The organism is Mesorhizobium australicum WSM2073, assembly GCF_000230995.2.
Taxonomy (GTDB): domain Bacteria; phylum Pseudomonadota; class Alphaproteobacteria; order Rhizobiales; family Rhizobiaceae; genus Mesorhizobium; species Mesorhizobium australicum.
The window spans coordinates 1,191,491-1,215,722 of the sequence record NC_019973.1; the positions used below are offsets into that span (position 1 = coordinate 1,191,491).

Here is a 24,232-nt window from a genome sequence, read left to right on the forward strand (position 1 = left end):
CGAAATGCTTGATAAGAACACGAATACCGCAATCAACGACCCCAAGGCCTGGCTCACGCAGCACGGCATCACCGAGGTCGAGTGCCTGGTGCCCGACATGAACGGCGTGTTGCGCGGCAAGGCGCTGCCGACCGCCAAACTCCTCAAGGCGCTGGAAGACCGCGCGCTCTACCTGCCGAGCAGCGCCTTCCTGGTCAGCATCGACGGTCGCTATTCCGGCTCTATCGACGAGGGTTTTGCTTATTCGGACCCCGACATGCGCATGGTGCCCGATGTCTCGACGCTGTGCCTGGCGCCGGGGGCGGGGGCGGGCAAGGCCTATGTCTTCGCCGACGCCTTCCACATGGACGGCAGGCCATGGATGGCCTCGCCACGCCATGTGCTGCGCGCCGTGCTCGATCTCTATCGCAAGCGCGGCTGGGGCGCGGTGGTGGCGCCGGAACTTGAATTCTATCTGACCGCACCGAATCCCGATCCGGACAAGCCCCTCACCGCCCCGGTCGGCGCCAATGGCCGCGCCGAGGGTGTGCAGCATCCCTATGACATGGCCGCGCTGGAAGAATTCGAGCCGGTGATCCGGCGCATCTACGACTATTCAGCGGCGGCCGGTCTGCCGCTCGACACGCTGATCCATGAATCGGGTACGGCGCAGCTGGAAATCAATCTGCTGCATGGTGACGCCCTGCCGCTGGCCGACCAGGTGCTTTTGTTCAAGCGGTTTACGCGCCAGGCCGCGCAGCAATGCGGCATGCATGCGACCTTCATGGCCAAGCCGATCGCGGCCCAGGCCGGCAGCTCGATGCATCTGCACATGTCGGTCGTCGACGAGGCCGGCAATGCGCTTTTCGCCAGCGGCGACGATGCCGACACCGGGATGTTCGGCCACTTCATCGGCGGCTTGCAGAAATACGTTCCGGAAATCATGCCGCTGTTCGCGCCAAACGTGAACTCTTTCCGCCGCATAAGGCCCAACCACAGCGCACCCGCCAATATCGAGTGGTCGCATGACAACCGCTCCTGCGGCCTGCGCGTGCCGGCGGGGGGACGCGCCGCGCGGCGGGTGGAGAACCGGCTGCCTGGGGCGGATTGCAATCCCTATCTGGCGATCGCCGGGTCGCTGCTTGCCGGCTATCTCGGCGTCGAGCAGAAATTGGCGCGCTCGGCCGAGGCGTCGGGCAATGCCTACAAGGTCAGGAGCACGCTGCCTAAGACCATGGAGGAGGCGCTGGATCGTTTCGAGGCTTGTGCCCCGGTGCGAGAGCTGTTGGGCGAGGATTTCTTCCAGACCTATTTGCGCGTCAAGAGCGTCGAACTCGACCTGTTCCAAAGCGTGGTGACGAGCTGGGAACGCGACCACCTCTTGCTGAAAGTGTGATCATGGCATCTTCAACGGGTTTCAATTCCGGTCTCGACATCGGCAAATCCTACTACGTCGCCACCGCCAATCCGGCGCCGGACCATCCAGCGCTCGTCGGCGATGCCGAAACCGACTTGGTCGTCGTCGGCGGCGGCTGCACCGGGCTGTCGGCCGCCCTTCACGCCGCCGAACGCGGGCTGAAGGTGGTGCTGCTCGAAGGCGGCAAGATCGGCTGGGGCGCATCGGGCCGAAATGGCGGCCAGATGATCCCCGGCCTGCGCAAGGGCGCCAAGGGTCTGGTCAAGCTCTACGGAGCCGAGCGGGCCAAGGTGCTGTTCGACCTCGCTTTCGAGGCGCGCGGCCTGGTGCTCGACATCATCGAACGCAATGCCATCGAGTGCGATCTCAGGCTGACCGGCCATCTGGTCGGCGCGGTCAACGGATCCGACCTCGAGGATCTGGAAGAAGAGGCCAAGTGCCTCGAGAGCGTGATGAAATTCCGCGATGTCGAGATACTCTCGGCGGCGGCGGCTCGGGCCAAGGTCGACACGCCTTATCATGGCGCCATGTATGAGCCGCTCGGCGGCCACATGCATCCGCTCAACTACACGCTTGGGCTTGCCCGCGCGGCTGTCGCGGCCGGCGTGGTCATCCACGAAAACTCGCTGGCCGTGAAGCTGGAGCGCGAACCCTCGATCCGGGTCTCGACGGCAAAGGGATCGGTGCGGGCCAGACATGTCGTGCTGGCGGGCGACGCGCTGCTCAACGGGCTGGAGCCGCGCGTCAACAGTCGCATCATGCCGGTCGGTAACTACATTGTCGCCACCGAGCCGCTGGAGGGCGCGCGCAACGTCATCCCGGCCAATGTCGCGGTGTCCGACACACGCTTCGTCGTCAACTATTACCGGATGTCCGCCGATGGACGCCTGCTGTTCGGCGGCGGCGAGCGCTACACGCCGTCACCGCCGGCCGACATTGCCGGCTTCGTGCGGCCGCACATGGAGAGCACCTTTCCGCAACTCAAGGGCTGCCGCATCGACCATGCCTGGGGCGGGCTGGTGTCGGTAACGACGTCGCGGCTGCCGCATGTCGGGCACTATGGCGAGGTCTATTTCGCGCACGGCTATTCAGGCAAGGGCGTCATCCTGTCGACGCTCTCGGGCAAGCTTTTGGCCGAGGCGATCACCGGCGATGCCTCACGGCTCGACCTGTTCTCGACGCTGACACCAATGCCGTTCCCGGGCGGCACGGCGCTGCGCGGGCCGCTCTATGTGCTGGGCATGCTGTGGTACGCGATGCGGGACCGGATCAAGCATTGAGGGCGCTATTTAGACGCTGGCGGGCCAACGCCAGGGAAGCCTAACAGGCCTCTATCAGACGACAAAGAAATCCTCGACACGCTGTCTGGCCTCAAGCAGCGCAGGCAAGATCTCCCGCTCCATATCCGCGACGGAAAACCGTGCCGACTGGGTCGAGACATTGATCGCCGCGACCGTGCGCCCAGCGCGGTCGCGGATCGGCACGGCGATGGAGCGCAGGCCGAGTTCCAGCTCTTCGTCGACGATGGCGAAGCCATCCATTCTGGCTTTGGCAATGGCCTTTGCCAGCAACGGTCTTTCAACAATTGTCTTCGGCGTCCGCCGCTCGACCGTTGCCTTACGGAAGAAGGCGTCCAATTCCGCCGGTGTCAGCCCCGCCAGCAGCATCCGCCCCATCGAGGTGCAATAAGCGGGTAGCCTGGTGCCGACATCGAGCGATACGCTCAGGATCCGCCGGCCGGGAATGCGGGCGACATAGACGACATCTTGGCCCGACAGGATCGCTGCAGAGCAGGCCTCGTTCAGTTGCGCGGCGACCGCGCGCATGATCGGCGCGGCGAAGCTCCACAGCGAGGCGCCGCCGAGCCAGGTGCGGGCAACGGTCAGCAGGCGCGGGGACAGGGAGAATAGACGCCCGGATTGCGTCGCATAGCCGGTAGCGGTGAGCGTCAGCAGGAATCGCCGGGCGCCGGCACGGGTCAGGCCGGCTTGTTCGGCCATTTCGGTCAGGGTCATGCCGGAGGGATGGCGGGCCAATATCTCCATCACGCCGAGTCCGCGCTCGAGCGAGCCGACATGGTCACGGGAAACGGTCTCGTCGTCCATCTCATCTCTCGGTCCGGGCGATCTCGCCACGATTGACACCCCGGCTCAACGGAGTTTAGAAAGTATCGCATTCAATACATATGTTCGCAATGCGAACTTTTTCGGACTGGGAGCCGCCGCGATGGTCAAGTTCCTGCCACTGAAACACGCCGTGGCCGAGAACCTGGGCAATGGCGACACGGTCGCCTTTGAAGGCTTCACCCATCTGATCCCGACAGCCGCCGCGCATGAGGCGATCCGCCAGCGGTTTCGCGACCTGACCCTGATCCGCATGACGCCGGACCTGATCTACGACCAGATGATCGGCATGGGCATGGCCAAGAAGATCGTCTTCTCCTATCTCGGCAATCCCGGCGTCGGCCTTTTGCGGCGCGCCCGTGACGCCATCGAGAACGGTTTCCCCCGCTCGATCGCGGTGGAGGAACACAGCCATGCCGGCATGGCCAATGCGTATGAGGCGGGTGCGGCCGGCCTGCCCTGCGCGGTGTTCCGCGGCTATCACGGCACGGGGCTGGCTGATGTCAATCCGAACATCAAAGCGGTGACCTGTCCGTTCACCGGCGAGATGCTGGCGGCCGTGCCTTCCATCCGGCCCGATGTCACTTTCATCCATGCGCAGAAAGCCGACCGGAAAGGCAATGTGCTGGTCGAAGGCATCATCGGCGTCCAGAAGGAGGCGGTATTGGCGGCGAGGCGCGCGGTGGTGACGGTGGAGGAGGTGGTCGACAATTTTGACGATCTTCACCCCAATCTGACCGTGCTGCCGCGCTGGACGATCGCGGCGATCTCGGTCGTGCCCGGCGGTTCGCACCCCTCCTATGCCCATGGCTATTATGCGCGCGACAATGCCGCCTATCTCGAATGGGACGAGGTCGCGGCCGACCGCGAGAAATTCCGGGCCTGGATGCAGGCAAACGTGATCGAGAAAAGTCCCGACGATTTCGCGGCCCGGGTCTCGCATCTGCGGAACGCGGCATGAGCGACAATCAGCTGGGCTTCACCCCCAACGAGATGATGACGATCGCCGCGAGCCGGGCGCTGAGGAATGACAATGTCTGCTTCGTCGGCATTGGCGCGCCGTCCGCGGCCTGCAACGTCGCGCGGCTGACGCATGCGCCCGACATCACCTTGATCTATGAGAGCGGCACGATCGGTACGGCGCCCGACGTGCTGCCGCTGTCGATCGGCGATGGCGAATTGTGCGAAACCGCCGTCACCACCGTCGCGGTGCCGGAGATGTTCCGCTACTGGCTGCAGGGCGGCCGCATTTCCATCGGATTCCTCGGTGCGGCGCAGCTCGACAAGTTCGGCAACATCAACACCACTGTCATCGGCGACTATTTCCATCCCAAGACCCGACTGCCCGGCGGCGGCGGCGCGCCGGAGATCGCGACGTCGTCGAAGGAGATCTACATCACCATGGCGCAGACCAAGCGCGGCATGGTCGAGAAGATCGACTTTGTCACCTCCTTCGGCCATGGCGAGGGCGGCGATCACCGACAGCGGTTGGGCATCGAGACCGCGGGCCCCACGCTGCTGATCACCGATCTTGCCATCTGGAAGCCCGATCCGGTGACCAAGGAATTCACGGTCGTGTCGCTGCACCCCAAGGTAACCCGTCAGCAGGTGCAGGAGCGCTGTGGCTGGGTTGTTAAGTTCGCCGAGGCGCTTGACGAAACACCCGCGCCAAGCGAACTCGAACTGAAGACATTGCGCGACCTGCAGGCCCGCACCAAGGCGGCGCATGAGGGAACCGGAAAAACAAAGGCTGCATAAAATGGCCGAGGCCTACATCTGCGACTACATCCGCACGCCGATCGGCCGCTTCGGCGGTTCGCTGTCTTCGGTTCGTGCCGACGATCTTGCCGCCATCCCGCTGAAGGCTTTGCTCGAGCGGAATCCCGGCATCGACTGGCAGCGGATCGACGACGTCGTCTATGGCTGCGCCAACCAGGCCGGCGAGGACAACCGCAATGTAGCGCGCATGGCGTTGCTGCTAGCTGGGCTGCCGAAGGAGATACCAGGCTCGACGGTCAATCGCTTGTGCGGCTCGGGCATGGATGCGCTGACCATCGCGGCGCGTGCCATCAAGGCCGGCGAGGCGGAACTGATGATCGCGGGTGGCGTCGAATCGATGAGCCGCGCGCCTTTCGTCATGCCCAAGGCCGACACCGCCTTCTCCCGCAATGCCGAGATCTATGACACCACCATCGGCTGGCGCTTCGTCAACCCGCTGATGAAGAAGCAATACGGCGTCGATTCGATGCCGGAGACCGGCGAGAATGTGGCGGAAGACTTCGCTGTTTCCCGCTCGGACCAGGATGCCTTTGCCGTGCGCAGCCAGGACAAGGCGGTCGCGGCACAAGCCAATGGCCGGCTGGCGAAGGAGATCACCCCGGTGACGATTCCACAGCGCAAGGGCGATGCGGTCACTATCAGCAAGGATGAACATCCTCGCGCCGGCACAACCGTCGAGGCGCTGGCCAAATTGCCGACGCCGTTCCGGCAAGGTGGCACGGTGACGGCCGGCAATGCGTCGGGCGTCAATGACGGCGCGGCGGCGCTCATTGTTGCCTCGGAAGCGGCGGTGAAGACATGCGGGCTGACGCCGATCGCCCGTATTCTTGGCGGGGCCGCCGCCGGGGTCGCGCCGCGCGTCATGGGCATCGGTCCGGCGCCGGCAACGCAGAAGCTCTGCGTGCGGCTTGGCCTGACGCCGCAACAATTCGATGTCATCGAACTCAACGAAGCCTTTGCCTCGCAAGGCATCGCCGTGCTGCGCCAACTCGGCATTGCCGAGGATGCGCCGCACGTGAACCCGAATGGCGGCGCCATCGCACTTGGCCATCCCCTGGGCATGTCGGGCGCGCGCATCTCCGGCACGGCGGGGCTGGAGCTGCGCGAGCGCGGCGGCCGCTATGCGCTGGCCACCATGTGCATCGGCGTCGGCCAGGGCATTGCCATCGCGCTCGAACGGGCCTGAGCAATCGCTCTTCCTGGCTGGGCCAGGAGAGTGGATATGCTCGATCCTGCCAAATTTGACCATGTGGACAAAAGTCCGGACCCGTTCCATAGTTCCCCGTCTGATTTCAGGAACGGCCGGCTCGACACGGCTGTCAAACAGAGGGGCACTTCAATGGAAGACCGGAAGAACAGATCTCATTCGATGCGCGAAGGGCTGTCGCGACGCAACGTGCTGGAGCTGGGCGCGCTTGGCCTGGCCGCGACGATGCTGCCGGGTGCGGCCTTCGCGGCGGGCAAAAAACTGAAGGTGGCGGCGATCTTCGCCACGCCGATCGAGGAACCCTGGGACAACCAGATCCACGTCGCCCTGCAGAAGGCGCAGAAGGAGTTGGGCATCGAATACAAATGGTCGGAGAAGGTCCAGACCGCCGACTTCAGCCGCGTCATGCGCGAATATGCGCAGGGCGGGTACCAGCTGGTGCTGGGCGATGCCTTCGCCGCCGAGCGTGAATCGCGCCGCACGGCCAAGCAGTTCCCCAAGACAGCCTGGCTGTTCGGCTCCGGCGCCGGGCCGGCGGAGCCGAATTTCGGCGTGTTCGACAACTGGATCCACGAGCCCGCCTATCTCTCCGGCATGATCGCCGGCAAGATGTCGAAATCGGGCACGGTCGGCGCGGTGGCGGCGATGGGCATTCCGGAAGTGAACCGGCTGGTCAACGCCTTCTTCGCCGGCGCCAAGGAGGTCAACCCGAACGTCAAGAAGAAGGTCGCCTTCATCGGCTCCTTCTTCGATCCGCCGAAGGCCAAGGAAGCCGCGGTGGCGCAGATCGATGCCGGCGTCGATGTCATCTACGCCGAACGCTTCGGCGTCATCGAGGCGGCGGTGGAAAAGAAGATCTTCGCCATCTCCAACATGTCCGACCAGTCGAGCCTCGGCCCCGACACCGTCATCACCGGTCCGGTCTGGGATATGTACCCGACGGTCGAGCAGGCGATCAAGCTGGTCAAGGCCGGGGTGTACACGGCGCAGGATTATGGCGATTTCTCGCGCATGGCCAAGGGCGGTTCGTATCTGGCGCCCTTCCACAAGTTCGACAAGACTTTGCCCGCCGAGGTCAAGGATCTGGTCGAGAAGAAGAAGGCCGAGATACTGGAAGGCAATTTCCGGGTGGATGTGGACGAGAATACGCCGGTCTCGGATTGACGCCATGATTGAGGGGCTGGCGCGTGGCGCCCCCCTCCGCAGCTAAGGCCGGATCGGAAAAATCAGGAGCATTCTTGTCCGCCCCTCTCATCGAAATGCGCGGCATCACCAAGAGCTTCGGCGTCGTCAAGGCAAACGAGGCTGTGGATCTCAGCGTGGCGCCGGGGGAAATCCTCGGGCTGCTCGGCGAGAACGGCGCCGGCAAGACGACATTGATGAACGTGCTGTTCGGTGCCTACGCGCCGGATGCCGGTGAGATCCTGATCCAGGGCCAGCCAGTCAGGATCACCAGCTCGGCCGATGCGCTGGCCGCGGGCATTGGCATGGTGCATCAGCATTTTCATCTGGCACCACGGCTCACCGTGCTGGAAAATCTGCTCATTGGCATTCCGGGCAAATCGGGACGGATCGACCGCAGCGGCGGGCTGGCGCGGCTTGCTGAAATCAGCAGCCGGCACGGGCTGACGCTCGATCCCAATCTGCCGGTCTCGGCGCTGTCGGTCGGCGAGCAACAGCGGCTGGAGATCGTCAAGGCGCTGTTTCGCGGTGCCAAGCTCTTGATCCTTGACGAGCCGACGGCGGTGCTGGCACCGAGCGAGGTCGACGGACTGTTTTCGGCCCTGCGCTCGATGGCGGCGCAAGGCCTGGGCATCATCTTCATCTCGCACAAGCTCAACGAGGTGCGGGCGCTGACGCATCGCTGCACCGTGCTGAGGCACGGCCGCGTCGCGGGCCGTGTCGACGACCCCGCCAACACGACGTCGGCTGCAATGGCTGAACTGATGTGCGGCCATGAGATCGTGCCGCCGGCAAGGGGATCGTCGACGCCCGGCGCCGATGTGCTGACGCTCGACGGCATTTCAACCTCGAAGCATTCCGGCACGGCGTTGCGCGACGTGTCGCTTGCGGTTCGTGCCGGCGAAATCCTAGGCATCGCCGGCGTCTCCGGCAATGGCCAGCGGGCGCTGGCGGAGGTGATCTCCGGCGTGCTGGCGCCCGAGACGGGCCGAATGACGATAGCCGGCAAACAGGTGGCAAAATTCTCGCCGCGCGAGGTGCAGGCGCTCGGCCTTGGCCGCATCCCGGAAGATCGCATGACGACGGGGCTGGTCACCAATTTGCCGCTCGCCGATTCAATGGTGCTGCCGCGCATCGGCACTTCAGCCTTCTCCGCCAAGGGCTTGCTCAAGCCGGATGCGATCCGCGCTTTCGCCGAAGAACAGATCAAGGCCTATGACATCAGATGTCCCGGGCCGATGACGCGCGCCGGCGCGCTGTCCGGTGGCAATCTGCAGAAGGCGCTTCTGGCGCGCGAGCTTGCTTTCGATCCGAAGGTGCTGATCGTCTCACAACCGACACGTGGCCTCGACATCGGTGCGGCGCGCTTCATCCATGAAAAATTCCTCGACATGCGCGCCAAGGGCTGCGGCATCATCGTCATCGGCGAGGATCTGGAGGAACTGCTGGTGCTGTGCGACCGCATCGCGGTGATGTATGAGGGCCGCATCGTCGGCACGCTGGACAGTGCCGATGCGACCGTCGCCCGGCTCGGCCTGCTGATGACCGGCGCGGAGGGCCACTGATGTTCCGCCTCGAAGTCCGCACGTCCACGCCCGCCTGGTTCAACCTCGCGCTGCCCTTGCTGGCGATTCTCGCCACGCTCATCCTGTGCAGCGGCCTGATCGCGCTGGCCGGGGCCGGGGTGTTCGAATCCTACGGCGTGATGTTCACGGCCTCGCTTGGTGACAGCTACGCCGTCACCGAAACGCTGGTCCGCGCCGCCCCGATGATCTTTACCGGGCTGGCGGTGGCGGTCGCCTTCCGCGCAAAGTTCTGGAACATCGGCGCGGAAGGGCAATTGCTGGCCGGCGCGGTGGCGAGCTGTTTCATCGGTGCGATCCCGATGCCAGGACCGCTTGCCATGCTTTTCATGGCGCTGGCGGGGGCGGCCGCAGGCGCGGCGGTCGCGCTGGTGCCTGCGACGCTGCGCGTAAAGTTCAAGGTCGACGATGTCGTGAGCTCCTTGCTGCTCAACTCGGTCATCTATTATGCCCTGATGGCACTGATCGAGGGACCGTGGAAGGACAGCTTCAGCGGCTATCCGATCTCGCCGCCGATCGAGGATTCGGCGAACTTTCCGGTGCTGATCGAAGGCACGCGGCTGCATCTCGGTGTCGTCGCGGCGCTGATCGCGGCCCCGTTGATCTGGTTCCTGATCGTGCGCACGACGCTGGGCTTCCGGATCAGGGTCACCGGCGAAAACCCGGAAGCGGCACGCTATGGCGGCATCCATGTCGAGCGCGTGCTGCTGTCGACGGCGCTGCTGTCGGGCGCGTTGGCGGGGCTGGCCGGCGTCGGCGAGGTCGGCGGCGTGCATTTCCAGGTGATGAGCGATATTTCGCCGGGCTACGGCTATTCCGGCATAGTCGTCGCCATGCTAGCGCGGCTCAACCCGCTCGGCGTCGTGCCGGCGGCGATCTTCCTTGCAGCCGTGATGACCGGCGCCGAGGCTATGTCGCGGGCGACCGGCGTGCCGGCCTTCCTCAGCGACGTCATCCAGGGCACGGCGCTGCTTGCCATGCTGGTGGCGCTGCTGTTCACGGCCTATCGCATCCGCCGCGTCGGAGCCGTCGGATGAGCGCGGTGTTCGAGCAGATTTTTCAGGTCGGCTTTCTCGCCGCCATCATCCGCATCGCCACGCCGCTGGCCTTTGCCACGCTCGGCGAAATGTTCTCCGAACGGGCCGGCGTGCTCAATCTCGGCATCGAAGGCATCATGCTGCTCTGCGCCATGACCGGCTTCACCGCCACCAGCCTCAGTGGAAGCCTGTGGCTGGGTGTCCTGGTGGCGGTGCTGACCGGCATGCTGATGGGCGCGCTGCATGCGCTGTTCACGGTAGTGCTCGGCCTCAGCCAGCATGTCTGCGGTATCGGCGTCACCCTGTTCTCGTCGGGGCTGGCCTATTTCCTCTACCGGCTGATCTTCGGCCAGCAATCGGTGCCGCCGAGCATCAAGGGTTTTCAGACGCTGCCGATCCCGGTTCTCTCGGACATTCCCGTGCTGGGTCCTGCGGTGTTCAACCAGTTCGCGCTGGTCTACATGGCCATCCTGGCCATTCCTCTGGCGGGCTTCATCCTTTACCGCACCCCGTGGGGGCTGTCGGTGCGCATGGTCGGCGAGAACCCGCGCGCGGCCGACTCCGCCGGCGTCAGCGTCATCGCCACGCGCTTCCAGGCCGTCATTCTCGGCGGCGCCCTGATGGGGCTCGCTGGTGCTTTCCTGTCGATGGCGCAGTTCAACGCCTTCACCTTCGGCGTCGTTTCCGGCCGCGGCTGGGTGGCGATCGCGCTGGTCGTCTTCGGCCGTTGGGATCCCTGGCGCTCGGCAGGGGCCGCGCTGCTGTTCGCCTTCGTCGATGCCTTGCAATTGCGCATGCAGGCGAGTGGGCTTGGCCACATCCCCTACGAGGCGTTCCTGATGCTGCCGTTCATCTTCACCATCGTCGCCATGGCCGTCATGTCGCGCAACGCGGTGGCGCCCTCGGCGCTGCTCAAGCCGTTTCGGCGGGAGGAGCGATAGACGAGTAGGATTTGGTGCCCTTCCTATCCCTCCGGGACAGGAGAGGAAGGCGTCAAGCTGTCCCGGAATGAAGAAGCTTGACCTTGGGACGCCTCACATCGATGCCGCCACGCTCTTCCGATCGGTGGCCGGGGCCTATGCCAACAGCAACTTCACACCAATTTTTGGCCATTTATGAGAAAATAATTCTGCCACTTGCACAAGAATAGCAATCGACAAAGTCTACAAGTTTTGTAGATTAAGCGGCGAGACGGAGGTCGACATGTCCTATTTCCAGAACGCCCAGACCGACAGCAACGGCCAGCGAGTGGCCAATGCCCAGGGCTTTCGCCCGGCCTATGCCGGCGCTTTCGCCTATCTCGTCTTTGCCCTTGCGTTCGTGTTCACCGGGGCAGTCGTGCTGGGCCTTATTCCCTAAGGCGCGGGATCGAAGGGGCTGCTGCCCCACAGCTTTCAGGCAATCGGAGTTGAACCGAATCCCGGGGCGTTTTCGCGCGCCTGAGGATTCGCATTTCACAGCATCAGTGATTCCAGTGATGGAGGAGATGACAATGCCGATCGAATTCACGCATGTACCCGGCAAGACCGCCGACGCGGCGGTTCCCTTTTTCTATGACTTCGCCGAGACCTCGACCAAGCTCGGGCTGATCGAGGACGGCGGTTTCCAGAAGATCGTCGTCGACGATTCGGCCGGGCTGCTGACCAACATGGATCTGGCCTCGCAGGTGCTCAACCGCACCGCTTCGCTGCAAGTGGTGCTCACCCACTGGGCCGGCGTGATCGAACCCACGGTCGCTGCCCGCCAGCTGGCGTCCATCGACAGGGAGAGCGGCGGACGGCTGACGCTCAGGATGATCAGCGAGCCCTTGAACGACGACGATGCCGAGACACGGCCGGTCGGACATGGCGTCGTCTGGCAGCGCATCGACGAATATCTGGTGCTGTTGAAGCGGCTATGGTCGAACGACCGGCCCTTCGATCACGAAGGCGCGTTCTACAGCATCAAAAGCGGTTATGTGCCGCGCAAGGGCCCGCATGGCGCCGACCTCGTGGTCCGCATGGGCGGGCAATCCGGAACGGCGCTGAAGGTGGCCGGCCGGCATGCCGATGTCTTCGAACTGGCGCCGGGGCCGATCGACGATATCAGGCAATTGATGGAGCGGGCACGTGGCGCCGCGGCCGAACATGGCCGTGCGGGCAAACTGCGCTTCGCGCTTCCGGTCAGGATCCACCAGGGTGTTTCCGCCGCCGGCCACAAGGCGGTCGACCTATCCGGCCCGCCGGCCCAGGTCGCGCTGTCGCTGCTCGCCTATGCCGGGCTCGGGATCGATGAGTTCATGATCGTCGGCGTCGACACGCCGCGCGAGATCGCGACGGCCGGCCGGGAAACATTGGCGCTGCTGCGCAACTCCCTGGCGCGCCGGGAGGCCAGCGAGTTCCAGCCTGGAGCTTATGCGCCTCGCCCAGGATTGGAGACGCGAGCAGCGGGGTGAAGCCCATCAATCGTCTGCTGCTTGAGGCTGTCGCCAAGCCGCGACAGGCCTTCAATGACGGCGTCCGAATCGGCCAGCACGCCGAAGACGCCGTCCTCGACCGTCACCATGTGCAACGCCGCTTCATGCGCTTGTCTGTCGCCGCTGGCGCAGGCGTCCGAAATCGTCAGGCACTGGAAATTGCGGTCACAGGCCTCGCGCAGCGTGGTGTGGACGCAGACATCCGTCGTGCATCCGGAAAACATCAGATGCGTGATGCCTTGCGCCCGCAGCACAAGCTCGAAATCCGTATAGGTGAAGGCGCTGTTGCAGGTCTTGTCGATGATGATGTCGTGCGGCGCGACGTCGATCTCCGGGACGATCTGGAACCCAGCGCCTGAGCGCAGCAGGACGTCGGTGCCGTCGAGGCCGGAACGCTTGCGGCGCCATTTCTCGTAGGGCGTCATGTCGGCCATATCGGCGCGGTAACCCTGTCTTGTGTGGATGACCGTGACGCCGGCTTTGCGCGCGGCCGCGATCAGGCGGTTCACGGCGGGCAGGATCGCCCGCAGCGGCGAGGGGTCATACCCCTTCCTGGCGAAATAGCCCGATGTCGACAGGAAATCCTGTTGCAGGTCGATGACGACGAGCGCGGTGTTTTCGGCAACCAGCCTGCCGTCATAGGGGTAGTCGAAGGGTGTCGCCTTGATCATCCGGAGCTCCTTGCCGCCGGCTCACCCTAGCGTGTCCGCATCGATGCGGCGACACCGGATGCCGACATCGTGCGGCCCGGGATGGAGATCGCCGGCGCGGATCGGCCGGCTGCGCGAATGACGGCCCGTACGCGGCAACAATGCGCCGGCCGTTTCAGTTTTGGCGGCGCATTGCCAAATTGCCGAGTGTTGCGGTTATCTTAAATCTTGACTAATAATCTCATGTTTCATAATCAACCGGGGACCTGCCTCCGCAGCCAGGATGGGAATGCGGCGGCCGGGCTGGAGAAATGCCGTGACCATGGCCGAAGCCGATAGCCAGACCGCATTCGATATCGATGCCGTGCGTTTCGCCGTTGGCGAACGGACGCTGCTCGGTCCGGTTTCGCTCGAACTGCGGCGCGCGCGCGTCTACGGGCTGATCGGCCATAATGGTTCGGGCAAATCGACGCTGATCAAGCTTTTGGGGCGCCAGCAGCCGGCAAGCTCCGGCGCCATCACTTTCGCCGCGCGGCCGCTATCCCAATGGCGCGCGCGCGAGCTGGCGCGGGCTCTTGCCTATCTGCCGCAGACGACGCCGGCGGCGACGGGCTTGACCGTGCGCGAGCTGGCAACGCTCGGACGCTATCCGTGGCATGGCGCGCTTGGCCGTTTCGGCGCCGAGGACAGGCGCCATGTCGAGCAGGCGCTTGTGCTGACCGACATGGAAGGGTTCACTGAGCGGCTGGTGGATGAATTATCCGGCGGCGAGCGCCAGCGCGCCTGGCTGGCCATGCTGGTGGCGCAGAATGCCGGCGTCATGTTGCTCGACGAGCCGATCTCGGCGCTCGACATCGCGCATCAGGTCGAGGTGCTGGGCCTGGTCAGGGAGCTCAGCCGCAAGCGCGACCTGTGCGTCGTCGTGGTGCTGCACGACCCCAACATGGCGGCGCGCTACTGCGATGAGCTGATCGCGCTGAAGGACGGCAGGCTGCTGACGCGCGGCACACCGAGCGAGATCATGCGGAGCGATGTGCTCAAGGACATTTTCGGCGTCGAGATGGGTGTGTTCGCGCATCCCGTCACCGGCCAACCCGTCGGCTATGTGCAGTGAAGTCGTCGCCGGCGGTTGCAGGAACCGGCAAGCGGCTGGCCGCCGTGAGAACAAGGAAGAAGCTCATGTCGAGACATGGTTTGTTGGCGGCGTTGGTCGCATCGCTGGTTCTGGGGGCAACCGGCGCCACGGCCCAGGAGCAACCGGCCGGCTCTTCTCCAGCGGTTGAGGCCCCTGCCGCGCCGGCACAAGCTGCACCGGCTGCCATGGCGCCGGCGCAACCAGCCGGCCAGCCGAGCGCGACAGCGCCGGCCGAGGCCGCGCCTGCGGGGGCGATGGACCTGAACCTGCCGCATGACCTGTCGCCATGGGGCATGTTCAAGGCCGCCGACATCATCGTGAAGGCGGTGATGACTGGACTGGCCTTCGCGTCGCTCGTCACCTGGACGATATGGCTGGCCAAGTCGCTGGAGATTTTCGGCGGCAAGCTGCGCCTCCGCCGTACCGTCCGCGCGATCGGCGATGCCGCCACGCTGAAGCAGGCGAGCCGCGCGCTCGACCGCAGTGGCGATCCCGGCGCGCTCCTGGTGCGGGCAGCGGAAGAAGAGGCCGCGCTTTCGGCCAATGCGCTCGACCACGTCGGCGGCGACGGACTGAAGGAACGGGTCAGCTCGCGCCTGTCGCGCATCGAGGCGGCTGCGTCGCGGCGCATGTCGCGCGGCACCGGCCTGCTGGCGACGATTGGTTCCACCGCGCCTTTCGTCGGCCTGTTCGGCACCGTCTGGGGCATCATGAACGCCTTCATCGGCATCTCGCAGGCTCAGACCACCAATCTCGCCGTGGTCGCGCCGGGCATCGCCGAAGCGCTGCTGGCCACCGCGATGGGTCTGGTCGCGGCAATCCCAGCGGTGGTGATCTACAACGTTTTCGCCCGCTCGATAGCCGGCTACCGGCAGATCCTCGCCGACGCCTCGGCCGGCGTCGAACGGCTGGTCAGCCGCGACCTTGATTTCCGCACGATAGCGCCGGCGACAGCCTTGGCGGCGGAGTAGCGGGAGCGACGCCATGGGGAGCAGAATTCGACAGACCCTGGACGACGACCTCGAGGAAAGCCACGAGATCAACGTCACGCCCTTCATCGATGTCATCCTTGTGCTCCTGATCATCTTTATGGTCGCCGCACCGCTGGCGACGGTGGATGTCAATGTCGACCTGCCCGGCTCGACCGCGACGCCGGCGCCGCGACCGAAGACGCCGCTGTTCCTGACGCTGAAGAACGATCTCAGCCTGGCGATCGGCAACGATACGGTGCCGCGCCCGGCTTTTGCCGCCACGCTCGACAGCCGCACCAAGGGCGACAAGCAGACGCGGATATTCCTGCGAGCCGACAAGGCGGTCGCCTATGGCGAGCTGATGGAGGCGATGAACCTGCTGCGGGCCGCCGGCTACCTGAAGATCGCGCTGGTCGGCCTGGAGGCCGCGCCGGCTGGTGATATCGCCGCACCGGCGCCAGGCAAAGCGGCCGCTCCATGACGCCATCCGCCGCCTCGCCCACGGTGGTGCTGTCGCGCTTCGACTGGCGCGACCTTGGCCTATGGGCATGCGCGGTGGTGCTGATGCTTGGGGCTCATGGCGCGGTCGCTTATGCCGTGCAGAATTTCAGTCCAGTCGACCTGTCGGATGGCGGACCGCCGCCGGCCCTGGTGGTCGAGATGGCACCGATGATGGTGACGCCGGCGGTGCCCGAACAGGCCGCGATGCCCGACGCGGCCATTCCCGACCGGACCGAGCCGGTCGAAGAGATCGTGAAGGCAGCCGAAGCCGAGCCTGACAAGGCGGTCGAGCAAGCGGAGCCTGTTGCCGAGGCCGAGATGGTGCCGCCGGACGAACCCACGCAGATGACGGAGGCCGAACCGGTCGAACAGCCGCCGCTGGAAGAGGTCGTCCCCGATATTGTCGAGACCGTCGCGCCGGAGGCTGTCGTTCCGCTGCCGCGGGCAAAGCCGACGGAACGGCGCAAGGAAAAGAAACCGGCCGAAGCCAAGGTTAAAAAGCCGGTCGACAAGCCCAAGCCAAGGCCGAAGAAGGAAAAGGCCGAGCCACCGAAGACGGCAAGTGCCGCGAGCGCCGAGGCCAAGCCTGCCGCCAAGGCGGCAGCGCCGAGAGCCGCGGCCGGGTTCTCGGGTGTCAGCCCGGCCAAATGGGAGTCGCGGCTGACGGCGTGGATCAATCGCCACAAGCGCTATCCGAGCGCCGCGAAATCCCGGCGCGCGCAGGGCAATGTGAACGTGACTTTCACAATGGACCCATCCGGCCGGGTCCTGTCGGCCCGGGTCGCCCGTTCGTCCGGCGATGCCGAACTCGACCGAGCAGCACTTGCGGTGCTGCAGGGCGCGACCGTGCCGGCGCCACCGGCGGAACTCGGCCCGCGCGTCAGCCGTACAGCGCCATTCGTGTTCAGTTTGCGGGACTAGTGCCCCTCAAATCCGTGCCAGCCGTCCCGCAAGCCCGACAATTGCATCGCGCTACGCTGTTCTTGGCTGAGCGTGGTTGTCTTTCGGGTGTGCCTTGGGGTGCATCGGATTGCCGCTGAGCTGCGCGTGTCGTGCCGGCCGTGCGCCGCGCAAGACGTCGAAGGCTTCGGCATAGGCCATACCGAGCAGATAGGAGATCATGGGGAAGCGGCTCGCTTCGGCCATCTGCACCAGCTCATTGGTCATCGTCGCGATATATTGGAGACTGTCGAGCTCTGACTGACGTAAGGCCTGATTTGACATGTTCTGCTCCTGTCATCGAATGGAACTTTAGGGAATGCGTACTGGCTGCACTAGATGTACTACGCCGGCTAATTGATCGATCGACCGGCCGAATGCGGGTCAAGTTCCGGGATTGAGAGGGTCAACGCATAGACGGGCGCGTCGGTGAGGCGGTCGATGCCCGGAAGGCGCTTGATCGCCGAATGGCTCAGCGCCGCCGTGGGACAGGCCGACAAGCCGTGCCTGGTTGCCGCCAACATCATGTTCTGGCCAATGTTCACTTTCTTGGTCATTTTCGTCCCTTTCCCCGACCCCCAGGGGACCTGTTGAAAGATCCCGGAAAGGGATCCGCGGGAAGAAAGGTAAGGTCGGAAGAGTTACTGATTTGTTAAAACTGTAGTAAATCAGCTATGAGCTAAAATATCTTTCTTGGCTAGAAAGTCTAAAAAATCGATTTTACTCAGATATGGAGTAGGCAATCGCTGGCATACGCTTTTTTCGGGATATTCTTGTTCTTATTCAGCGTAAGCAAGCGGCTAACCCAGCCCGTCCCGTGCGAGGCTGACGACGAGCTGGTCGAGGCTGGGATCATCGAGCCTGACGACATGCGCCATGCGGATTGCATGCCTGGGCCGGATATTGGACCTGTCCTGCCGCATGATGACCGACACGAATGCCGGCCCGGCTTCGGTCAGAAGCATGGCCTTGCCTGTCAGCACCGGTTCGGAGATAGGTGCCCATTGCACCGAGATCAGCGACGGCTCGCCTGTCTGGCGGCGGTTGACGCCGCTGAAATAGATCCAGTTAAGGCGCGAGATCGCCACGCCGTAATGATTGCCGCGCGCCCGCGCCCATGTCGAGCCACGGTGCTCCGACCATCCGGTGACCCTGCGGAACGTGACCAGCTCGGCTTCGCGACGCACGAAGGTGATCGCCCGCACCAGCAGGTCGGATCTGCCGGGGATCGAAAAATAGGTGAAATAGGTGCCGCCCGCAATCGACGGAGCGGGCGGCCGGATCATCTGGGTGAACAGGCTTTCGGAGATCGGCGGCAGACCGGGAGCCGTAGGCGAGGGGGTGCCGGGATCCCGGTACAGCTCGGCTTCGTCGACGCGGAAATAATCGCAGATCAGCTTGGCGGTGGCCTTGTTGGGCACGGTCTGCCCTTGCAGGTAACGCTCGAATTGTGTGCGATTGATGCCAAGCTCGCGGCATACCGCGCTGACAGAAGCATGGTCCTTGCAGAGCCGCCTGAGATTTGCAGCAAGATTCTGGCGAATGGACACTAGTTTGCTTTCGCAGGCGGATACTTCATTTCGACTCGGAATCCGTATAGCGCTTTCGGTCGCCCCCGCCGAAACGCCCTGTCACAACACACAGAAAAAACTGATTTGAGAACGCCAGTCTAATGGGACGGCTTCCAAAAAAAATAGCGCCGGGGGGACACCAGCCACCGCCATAAGTCCAATTGACAACCATTTCGCCTTGGAAACGGCGAAATGCCATTTGGCCATTTTTGGGGGGATCGGGGCTATGCCTTGCATCGCGCCGTGGCGGATGGCGGCTGCACCTTGCCGGAACGATCAAAAGCAGACGATTATTCCGCTGGTGGAGCTGAGGAGGATCGAACTCCTGACCTCGTCATTGCGAACGACGCGCTCTCCCAGCTGAGCTACAGCCCCGTCCAGCGGATGGCGCATTTATCGGGCGCCGCGGTTTCCTGTCAAGGCGGCGCTTCACCGAAAAACCGGCTGCCAGTCGCGTGGCGGAACCCTGCCCTTGCCGGTTTGGCGCGTAATGGCTACATGTCGGCAACAATTGGAGTCCGGCATGCTCGCCCTCATACAAACCATCGTCATGGCGCTCGACCTCTATTGGTGGGTGATCATCGCCTCGGCGATCTTTTCCTGGCTCTATGCCTTCAACGTCGTCAACTCGCGCAACCAGTTCGTCGGGAGCATCGGGAACATGCTCTACCGCCTGACCGAGCCGGCGCTGCGGCCGATCCGCCGCTTCATGCCCGACCTTGGCGGTATCGACATCTCACCGATCATTCTGTTGCTGATCCTGTTCTTCCTCAGGCAGTTCATTCTCACCACGGTCGCGCCGCTGCTGCTGGCCTGACGATCGCATGAGCGCGCCGTTCCGCATGCGCGAGAACGGCGTCGATCTGTTCGTGCGGCTGACGCCGAAGTCTTCCGTGGACCGGCTCGACGTTGTAGAAACATTGGCGGACGGACGAAGTCACGTGAAGGCGCGGGTCCGCGCCGTGCCGGAAAATGGCGCCGCCAATCAAGCGCTGGAGAGGCTGGTCGCCAAGGCGCTAGGTGTTCCGGCATCGGCCGTTTCGGTCGTCGCCGGCGGTACGGCCCGCCTCAAGACGTTGCGAATATTGGGTGATCCGGAGGCGCTGGTAACAGGTGTCGAAGCGCTTTTCCAAAATTGAGACGCAGGCAGGACAGCGCCCACCTCTGTCCTGCCGGACCCGGTCCTGCGCCGTCGCTCCGGGCATTGGTCGTTCGGAAGCCAATCAGTTGGCTTTCCATCCGCTGCGCGGACACTCCTTCTCCCCGCTTGGGGAGAAATTGGCGGTTTCGGCGCCGGCTCGTCAATCGCCCAGCGGCAAACGGGGGTCGTCGACCTTCAGCGTGTTCACGCTCTGCTTGATGCGGCGCAGGTTCTCCAGCACCTTCGGTCCGCGTGTCTCGGCGACCGAGGTCACGATCATGTCGACGATCGCCAGCAACGCGTAACGTGACGATGTCGGCTTGTAGATGTTGCCGTCCTCGAACGGCTGCAGGTGGATGACAGTGTCGGCGACCTTGGCCAGTGCGGAGTCGGGCGCGGTGACCGCCACCGTGGCGGCGCCATATTGTTGGGCGACCTGCACCGCCTCGATGACCGAGCGCGCATAGCCGGAGACCGAGAAGGCGACCACCGTGGTGTCTGGCGTGGCAACGGCGGCATACATGCGCTGCAACTGTCCGTCGATCTGTGCCAGAACCGGCAGGCCGAGCCTGAACAGCCGGTTCTGCATTTCGGTCGCCATCATCGAGGAAATGCCACCCGAACCTATGCACAGCACATTGCCTGATGCCGCAAGGCGCGCGGCGACGTCGACCAGCGTCGTCATGTCGAGGTTCTCGCTGGCGCGCTGGATGGCTGTAACCGCCGCTTCGGTGATGGCCGAGGCAATGCGCTGTTCGCGGGCGTCGCGGCTCAGTGGCTCCGGCGACAGATACTGGCCGCCGATGGCGATGGCCTGGGCCAGGTAGAACTTGAAGTCGCGCAACCCCTCGCAGCCGAGATTGCGGCAGAAGCGGGTGACCGTCGGTTCGCTGACGCCGACCCGCGCGGCGATCTCGGAGATCGCGGCCTTGGAGGCGAAGTCGAGGTCGGACAGGACGAGGCTCGCCAGCCGGCGATCCGACTTGGTGCCGTCCTGCGACATCAGCTGCAGCCGCGTGATGATATCGGCCGGCGTCTTCATATCCGCGTTTCCGTCGTCATCGCAGCGGCAGGCCCGTCGCCGTGTCGAACAGGTGGATGTTGCCGGGGTCGACCGAGACCGGCAGCAGGTCGCCCGGCCGCACCGGCACCCGGTCGCGGAACACGGCGCGCACCGTATCAGTGCCAATGGCGCCGTAGACATGGGTTTCGGAACCGGTCGGCTCGACCACGTCAACCTTGAGCGTCATGGCATCGGTGGCTTCACCGACAATGAAATGCTCCGGCCGGATGCCCGCCTCGACGGCACTGCCTGCCGGCACCGGGTCGCCGGCAAGCGCAAGCCGGCCGCCGCCGACCGACTCGAACCAGGTCGTCCCGGGCGTCGTCTTCAGTGCCCCGGACACAAAACTCATCGACGGCGAGCCGAGGAAGCCAGCGACGAACTTGTTGGCCGGCCTGTCATAGAGCTCCAGCGGCGGCCCGACCTGCTGAATCCTGCCGCGGTCCATCACGACGATGCGGTCGGCCATGGTCATGGCCTCGATCTGGTCGTGGGTGACGTAAACTATGGTGGATTTCAGCCGCTGGTGCAGTGCCTTGATCTCGGTGCGCATTTGCACGCGCAACTGCGCGTCGAGATTGCTGAGCGGCTCGTCGAACAGGAACACCGAGGGTTCGCGAACGATGGCGCGGCCCATGGCGACACGCTGGCGCTGGCCGCCCGAGAGCTGGCGGGGATACCGGCCGAGATAGGAGAACAGGTTGAGGACGCCGGACGCCTTCTTGACCTTCTGGTCGATGGTGGCGCGGCTCTCGCCCCGGATTTTCGGACCGAAGCCGATATTGTCGGAAGCCTTCAGGTGCGGGAACAGCGCGTAGGATTGGAACACCATGGCGATGTTGCGCTGCTGTGGCGGCAGGTCGTTGGCGCGCGTGCCACCGATCAGGAGGTCGCCGGAACTGATGGTCTCCAGGCCCGCCAGCATGCGCAGCAAGGTCGACTTGCCGCAGCCGGACGGGCCGACGAGCACGACGAACTCGCCGCTCTTGATGTCGAGGCTGATCTCCTCGAGGATCTTGTGCTGGCCGAAGGATTTCGAGAGGTTGCGAAACTCGACGTCGGTCATGGTCACGCTCCCAGTATGTCGTCGATGAACGGCAGGCAGCCGGCGGTCAATCCCGCATCCACGGGCATCACCACGCCTGTTATGCCCGAGGCGCGGTCGGAGGCAAGGAAAGTCACCGCTTCGGCGACTTCGGAGGCGTTGACGATGCGGCCGAGCGGATAGAGCCGCTGCAGCTTGCCGATTATGTCAGGGTTCTTGGCAAGGCGATGGTCCCAGGCGGCGGTGCGAATCGATCCGGGGCAGACGACATTGGCGCGCACGCCGCTACGGCCGAGCTCGACGGCGATCGACTTGGCATAGGCGTTGATGCCGGCCTTGGCGGCGGCGTAGGCCGGATTGCCGAAATGCGCGATGGCGTTGACGGAAGAAATGAAGACGACGCTGCCCGAACCGCGTGCAGCCATCGCCCTAACCAGCGGGTCGGCGAAAGTCATCACACCGGTCAGGTTGAGGTCGAGCTCATGTTCGATCGTGTCCGCCGTCAGCGCATCGAGCGTTTCGGCGCGCGTCCAGCCGGCATTGTTGACCAGGATATCTGGCACGCCGTCCCGGTCGAGAACGGCGGCGATCCCCGCCTCGATGGAAGCCCGGTCGAGAAGGTCGAAGACATGCCGCGAGGCAAGGTGCGGGCTCGCCAGCGCCTCCTCTGATTGGTCGCAGCCGACCACCCGCGCGCCCCTGCCGGCCAGCAGTGCGACGATCGCCGAGCCAAGGCCGCCACCGGCGCCGGTGACGACGGCGGTCCTGCCTTCGAATTCGGCTCTCGAAACCACGCGCTTACTCCTCCCGCAGGTCAGGCAGATGCCGGAGAGGCTAAAGAACAGGATGTAATTAAGCAACATATTAATCCGCTTGCGCGCGGCGAATTCATCGATAATGTAGGAAAGTCACATAAATCTTGTGCCGGCACCGGCACAAGGAGCGCGAATGCGCGAAACAAATGGGAGAGATCGGATGAACCTTGCGAAATGGACTGCCGGCCTGATGGCCGGAATGGGCATTCTGGCCTTCGCGGCGCAGGCAGAGGCCGGCGAAGTGCGGGTTACCGTCGCCGAATACAGCGCCAAGACCGGTCCGTATTTCGAGCAGGTCAAGAAGGAGTTCGAGGCGAAGAACCCTGGCATCACGGTCAAGTTCGAGGTGGTGCCGTGGGATGTGCTCTTGCAGAAGCTGACCACCGACATCACCGCCGGCACCAACGCCGATCTCTCCATCATAGGCACGCGCTGGCTGATCGACTTCGTCCAGCAGGACGTCGCCGAGCCGCTCGACAGCTACATCACGCCCGACTTCAAGGGTCGCTTCATCGACACCTTCCTGTCGCCCTCGATCATGGGCGGCAAGACCTACGGCCTGCCGATCGCCGCCTCGGCGCGCGCCATGTATTACAACAAGGAGCTGTTCGAGAAGGCCGGCATCGCCAAGCCACCGGCAACCTGGACCGAATTGCAGGAGGATGCTCGCAAGATCAAGGCGCAGGGTGCCTTCGGTTTCGGCCTTCAGGGCAAGGAGATCGAGACCGACGTCTATTACTACTACGCGATGTGGTCGCAGGGCACCGAGATCCTCAACAAGGACGGCACGTCGGGCCTGAGCACGCCGGGCGCGCTCGAAGCGGCCAAGCTCTACAAGTCGATGATCGACGAGGGGCTGACGGAGCCCGGCGTCACCTCCAACAATCGCGAGGACGTGCAGAACCTGTTCAAGCAGGGCAAGGTCGGCATGATGATCACGGCGCCCTTCCTGTCCAACCAGATCAAGGACGAGGCGCCGAGCCTCAAATATGGCGTTGCCGCCATTCCGGCCGGTCCTACCGGTGCGCGCGGCACCTATGGCGTCACCGACTCCATGATCATGTTCAAGAACTCCAAGAACAAGGACGAGGCCTGGAAGCTGATGGACTTCCTGTTCACCACGGAACAGCGCGCCAAGTTCACGCAGGGCGAAGGCTTCCTGCCGGTGAACAAGGAAGAGGCCAAGATGGACTATTACGTCAACAACGCCGACCTGGCCGCCTTCACCGCCCTGCTGCCGGATGCCCGTTTCGCGCCGGTCATCCCAGGCTGGGAAGAAGTTGCCCAGATCACGTCGGATGCCATGCAGAAGATCTATCTCGGCGGCGATCCCGAGGCAGGCTTGAAGGAAGCGGCGGCCAAGGCCAACGCAGTGCTGAAGAAGTAGGGGCTGCGCCCAACAAATAGGGCGTATCTCCCTGCGCCCGTGGCGCGCCCCCTACTCAGGTGGGGCGCGCCACATTTCCAAACAGACATTTGGCTGCGCTCCACGTAAATAACGAAGACTGACAAGCAACCACTTTGGACGAATTGTCGACGTCAGCGCCGCCCCTCATTGCCCTGCCGGGCATTTCTCCCCGTATAGTGACGGGGAGAAAGGGCGGCCGGCATCTCGGAGCCCTTTCTGGACGCTGGTGAC

At 64.2% G+C, this 24,232-nt stretch carries 26 protein-coding genes and 1 tRNA gene; 18 read left to right on the forward strand and 9 right to left on the reverse strand.

All coding sequences use genetic code 11. From position 1 onward, the window contains the following. Positions 1-4: 4 nt before the first annotated feature. Both MESAU_RS05635 and MESAU_RS05640 read left to right on the forward strand, forming a co-directional pair. Complete coding sequence (locus tag MESAU_RS05635) at positions 5-1,375, forward strand: glutamine synthetase family protein (RefSeq protein WP_015315093.1); 1,371 nt, start codon at positions 5-7, stop codon at positions 1,373-1,375. A 2-nt stretch (positions 1,376-1,377) separates the two neighbouring features. Next, positions 1,378-2,676: an NAD(P)/FAD-dependent oxidoreductase gene (locus tag MESAU_RS05640; RefSeq protein ID WP_015315094.1), complete on the forward strand. Its 1,299-nt coding sequence runs from the start codon at positions 1,378-1,380 to the stop codon at positions 2,674-2,676. Between the two features lie 54 nt (positions 2,677-2,730). Here the strand turns inward: MESAU_RS05640 and MESAU_RS05645 are convergent, their stop codons facing one another. After that, the gene (locus tag MESAU_RS05645; protein WP_015315095.1) at positions 2,731-3,501 is read right to left on the reverse strand and encodes an IclR family transcriptional regulator domain-containing protein; all 771 of its coding nucleotides are present in this window, start codon (positions 3,499-3,501) and stop codon (positions 2,731-2,733) included. A 121-nt stretch (positions 3,502-3,622) separates the two neighbouring features. On the opposite strand from MESAU_RS05645, the gene MESAU_RS05650 reads away from it, so the two are divergent. From MESAU_RS05650 to MESAU_RS05685, 9 genes are all read left to right on the forward strand, one after another. Then, on the forward strand, positions 3,623-4,480 hold the full coding sequence (locus MESAU_RS05650) for a CoA transferase subunit A (RefSeq protein WP_015315096.1): 858 nt from the start codon (positions 3,623-3,625) through the stop codon (positions 4,478-4,480). Continuing rightward, a complete protein-coding gene (locus MESAU_RS05655) occupies positions 4,477-5,277 on the forward strand; it encodes a CoA-transferase subunit beta (RefSeq protein ID WP_015315097.1) in 801 nt (266 codons plus the stop codon). The genes MESAU_RS05650 and MESAU_RS05655 overlap by 4 nt, the downstream gene beginning before the upstream one ends. Position 5,278: 1 nt before the next feature. Next, positions 5,279-6,484 (forward strand): 3-oxoadipyl-CoA thiolase, encoded by a 1,206-nt coding sequence (gene pcaF, locus MESAU_RS05660; protein WP_015315098.1) that lies wholly within the window; start codon positions 5,279-5,281, stop codon positions 6,482-6,484. Positions 6,485-6,637: 153 nt separating this feature from the next. Next, complete coding sequence (locus MESAU_RS05665; RefSeq protein WP_041163292.1) at positions 6,638-7,669, forward strand: BMP family protein; 1,032 nt, start codon at positions 6,638-6,640, stop codon at positions 7,667-7,669. Positions 7,670-7,743: 74 nt separating this feature from the next. Beyond that, positions 7,744-9,252 carry an ABC transporter ATP-binding protein gene (locus tag MESAU_RS05670; RefSeq protein ID WP_015315100.1) on the forward strand — a complete coding sequence of 503 codons (1,509 nt, stop codon included), beginning with the start codon at positions 7,744-7,746 and terminating at the stop codon, positions 9,250-9,252. After that, positions 9,252-10,307: an ABC transporter permease gene (locus MESAU_RS05675; RefSeq protein WP_015315101.1), complete on the forward strand. Its 1,056-nt coding sequence runs from the start codon at positions 9,252-9,254 to the stop codon at positions 10,305-10,307. The genes MESAU_RS05670 and MESAU_RS05675 overlap by 1 nt, the downstream gene beginning before the upstream one ends. Next, positions 10,304-11,248 (forward strand): ABC transporter permease, encoded by a 945-nt coding sequence (locus MESAU_RS05680; protein ID WP_015315102.1) that lies wholly within the window; start codon positions 10,304-10,306, stop codon positions 11,246-11,248. The genes MESAU_RS05675 and MESAU_RS05680 overlap by 4 nt, the downstream gene beginning before the upstream one ends. Positions 11,249-11,510: 262 nt before the next feature. After that, on the forward strand, positions 11,511-11,666 hold the full coding sequence (locus MESAU_RS29900) for a hypothetical protein (RefSeq protein ID WP_015315103.1): 156 nt from the start codon (positions 11,511-11,513) through the stop codon (positions 11,664-11,666). A 133-nt stretch (positions 11,667-11,799) separates the two neighbouring features. After that, positions 11,800-12,741 carry an LLM class flavin-dependent oxidoreductase gene (locus MESAU_RS05685; RefSeq protein ID WP_015315104.1) on the forward strand — a complete coding sequence of 314 codons (942 nt, stop codon included), beginning with the start codon at positions 11,800-11,802 and terminating at the stop codon, positions 12,739-12,741. Here MESAU_RS05685 and MESAU_RS05690 read toward each other — a convergent pair. Continuing rightward, the gene (locus MESAU_RS05690; RefSeq protein WP_015315105.1) at positions 12,699-13,433 is read right to left on the reverse strand and encodes a cysteine hydrolase family protein; all 735 of its coding nucleotides are present in this window, start codon (positions 13,431-13,433) and stop codon (positions 12,699-12,701) included. The genes MESAU_RS05685 and MESAU_RS05690 overlap by 43 nt on opposite strands. Before the next feature lie 301 nt (positions 13,434-13,734). Between MESAU_RS05690 and MESAU_RS05695 the strand changes: the two genes are divergently transcribed. The 4 genes from MESAU_RS05695 to MESAU_RS05710 all read left to right on the forward strand — a co-directional run bounded on the left by MESAU_RS05695 (position 13,735) and on the right by MESAU_RS05710 (position 16,940). Further along, complete coding sequence (locus tag MESAU_RS05695; RefSeq protein ID WP_041163293.1) at positions 13,735-14,526, forward strand: ATP-binding cassette domain-containing protein; 792 nt, start codon at positions 13,735-13,737, stop codon at positions 14,524-14,526. Between the two features lie 65 nt (positions 14,527-14,591). Beyond that, positions 14,592-15,518: a tonB-system energizer ExbB gene (gene exbB, locus MESAU_RS05700; protein WP_015315107.1), complete on the forward strand. Its 927-nt coding sequence runs from the start codon at positions 14,592-14,594 to the stop codon at positions 15,516-15,518. A 13-nt stretch (positions 15,519-15,531) separates the two neighbouring features. After that, on the forward strand, positions 15,532-15,999 hold the full coding sequence (gene exbD / locus MESAU_RS05705) for a TonB system transport protein ExbD (RefSeq protein WP_015315108.1): 468 nt from the start codon (positions 15,532-15,534) through the stop codon (positions 15,997-15,999). Further along, positions 15,996-16,940 (forward strand): energy transducer TonB family protein, encoded by a 945-nt coding sequence (locus MESAU_RS05710; RefSeq protein WP_015315109.1) that lies wholly within the window; start codon positions 15,996-15,998, stop codon positions 16,938-16,940. Before exbD ends, MESAU_RS05710 begins: the two co-directional genes overlap by 4 nt. A gap of 51 nt (positions 16,941-16,991) precedes the next feature. Here MESAU_RS05710 and MESAU_RS05715 read toward each other — a convergent pair whose 3' ends face one another. From MESAU_RS05715 to MESAU_RS05730, 4 genes are all read right to left on the reverse strand, one after another. Beyond that, complete coding sequence (locus MESAU_RS05715) at positions 16,992-17,243, reverse strand: hypothetical protein (RefSeq protein ID WP_015315110.1); 252 nt, start codon at positions 17,241-17,243, stop codon at positions 16,992-16,994. A 68-nt stretch (positions 17,244-17,311) separates the two neighbouring features. Beyond that, positions 17,312-17,515 (reverse strand): nitroreductase family protein, encoded by a 204-nt coding sequence (locus tag MESAU_RS05720; protein WP_041163294.1) that lies wholly within the window; start codon positions 17,513-17,515, stop codon positions 17,312-17,314. Positions 17,516-17,758: 243 nt separating this feature from the next. Continuing rightward, positions 17,759-18,508, reverse strand: a complete 750-nt coding sequence (locus tag MESAU_RS05725; RefSeq protein WP_015315111.1) for a helix-turn-helix domain-containing protein — start codon at positions 18,506-18,508, stop codon at positions 17,759-17,761. Between the two features lie 320 nt (positions 18,509-18,828). Continuing rightward, positions 18,829-18,904: transfer RNA gene (locus tag MESAU_RS05730), tRNA-Ala, on the reverse strand. Between the two features lie 148 nt (positions 18,905-19,052). Here MESAU_RS05730 and MESAU_RS05735 point away from each other — a divergent pair. Both MESAU_RS05735 and MESAU_RS05740 read left to right on the forward strand, forming a co-directional pair. Then, positions 19,053-19,346, forward strand: coding sequence for a YggT family protein (locus tag MESAU_RS05735; protein ID WP_015315112.1), 294 nt, complete (start codon positions 19,053-19,055; stop codon positions 19,344-19,346). Between the two features lie 7 nt (positions 19,347-19,353). Further along, a complete protein-coding gene (locus tag MESAU_RS05740; protein WP_015315113.1) occupies positions 19,354-19,668 on the forward strand; it encodes a DUF167 domain-containing protein in 315 nt (104 codons plus the stop codon). Between the two features lie 162 nt (positions 19,669-19,830). Here the strand turns inward: MESAU_RS05740 and MESAU_RS05745 are convergent, their stop codons facing one another. From MESAU_RS05745 to MESAU_RS05755, 3 genes are read right to left on the reverse strand one after another with little or no spacing between them, the layout of a single operon-like run. After that, entirely contained in the window at positions 19,831-20,712 is an 882-nt protein-coding gene (locus MESAU_RS05745) for a MurR/RpiR family transcriptional regulator (RefSeq protein ID WP_015315114.1), read from the reverse strand. A 16-nt stretch (positions 20,713-20,728) separates the two neighbouring features. Beyond that, positions 20,729-21,799, reverse strand: coding sequence for an ABC transporter ATP-binding protein (locus tag MESAU_RS05750; RefSeq protein WP_015315115.1), 1,071 nt, complete (start codon positions 21,797-21,799; stop codon positions 20,729-20,731). A gap of 2 nt (positions 21,800-21,801) precedes the next feature. Beyond that, a complete protein-coding gene (locus MESAU_RS05755; RefSeq protein WP_041163643.1) occupies positions 21,802-22,572 on the reverse strand; it encodes an SDR family NAD(P)-dependent oxidoreductase in 771 nt (256 codons plus the stop codon). A gap of 181 nt (positions 22,573-22,753) precedes the next feature. On the opposite strand from MESAU_RS05755, the gene MESAU_RS05760 reads away from it, so the two are divergent. Next, positions 22,754-23,980 (forward strand): ABC transporter substrate-binding protein, encoded by a 1,227-nt coding sequence (locus tag MESAU_RS05760; RefSeq protein WP_041163295.1) that lies wholly within the window; start codon positions 22,754-22,756, stop codon positions 23,978-23,980. Positions 23,981-24,232: the final 252 nt, after the last annotated feature.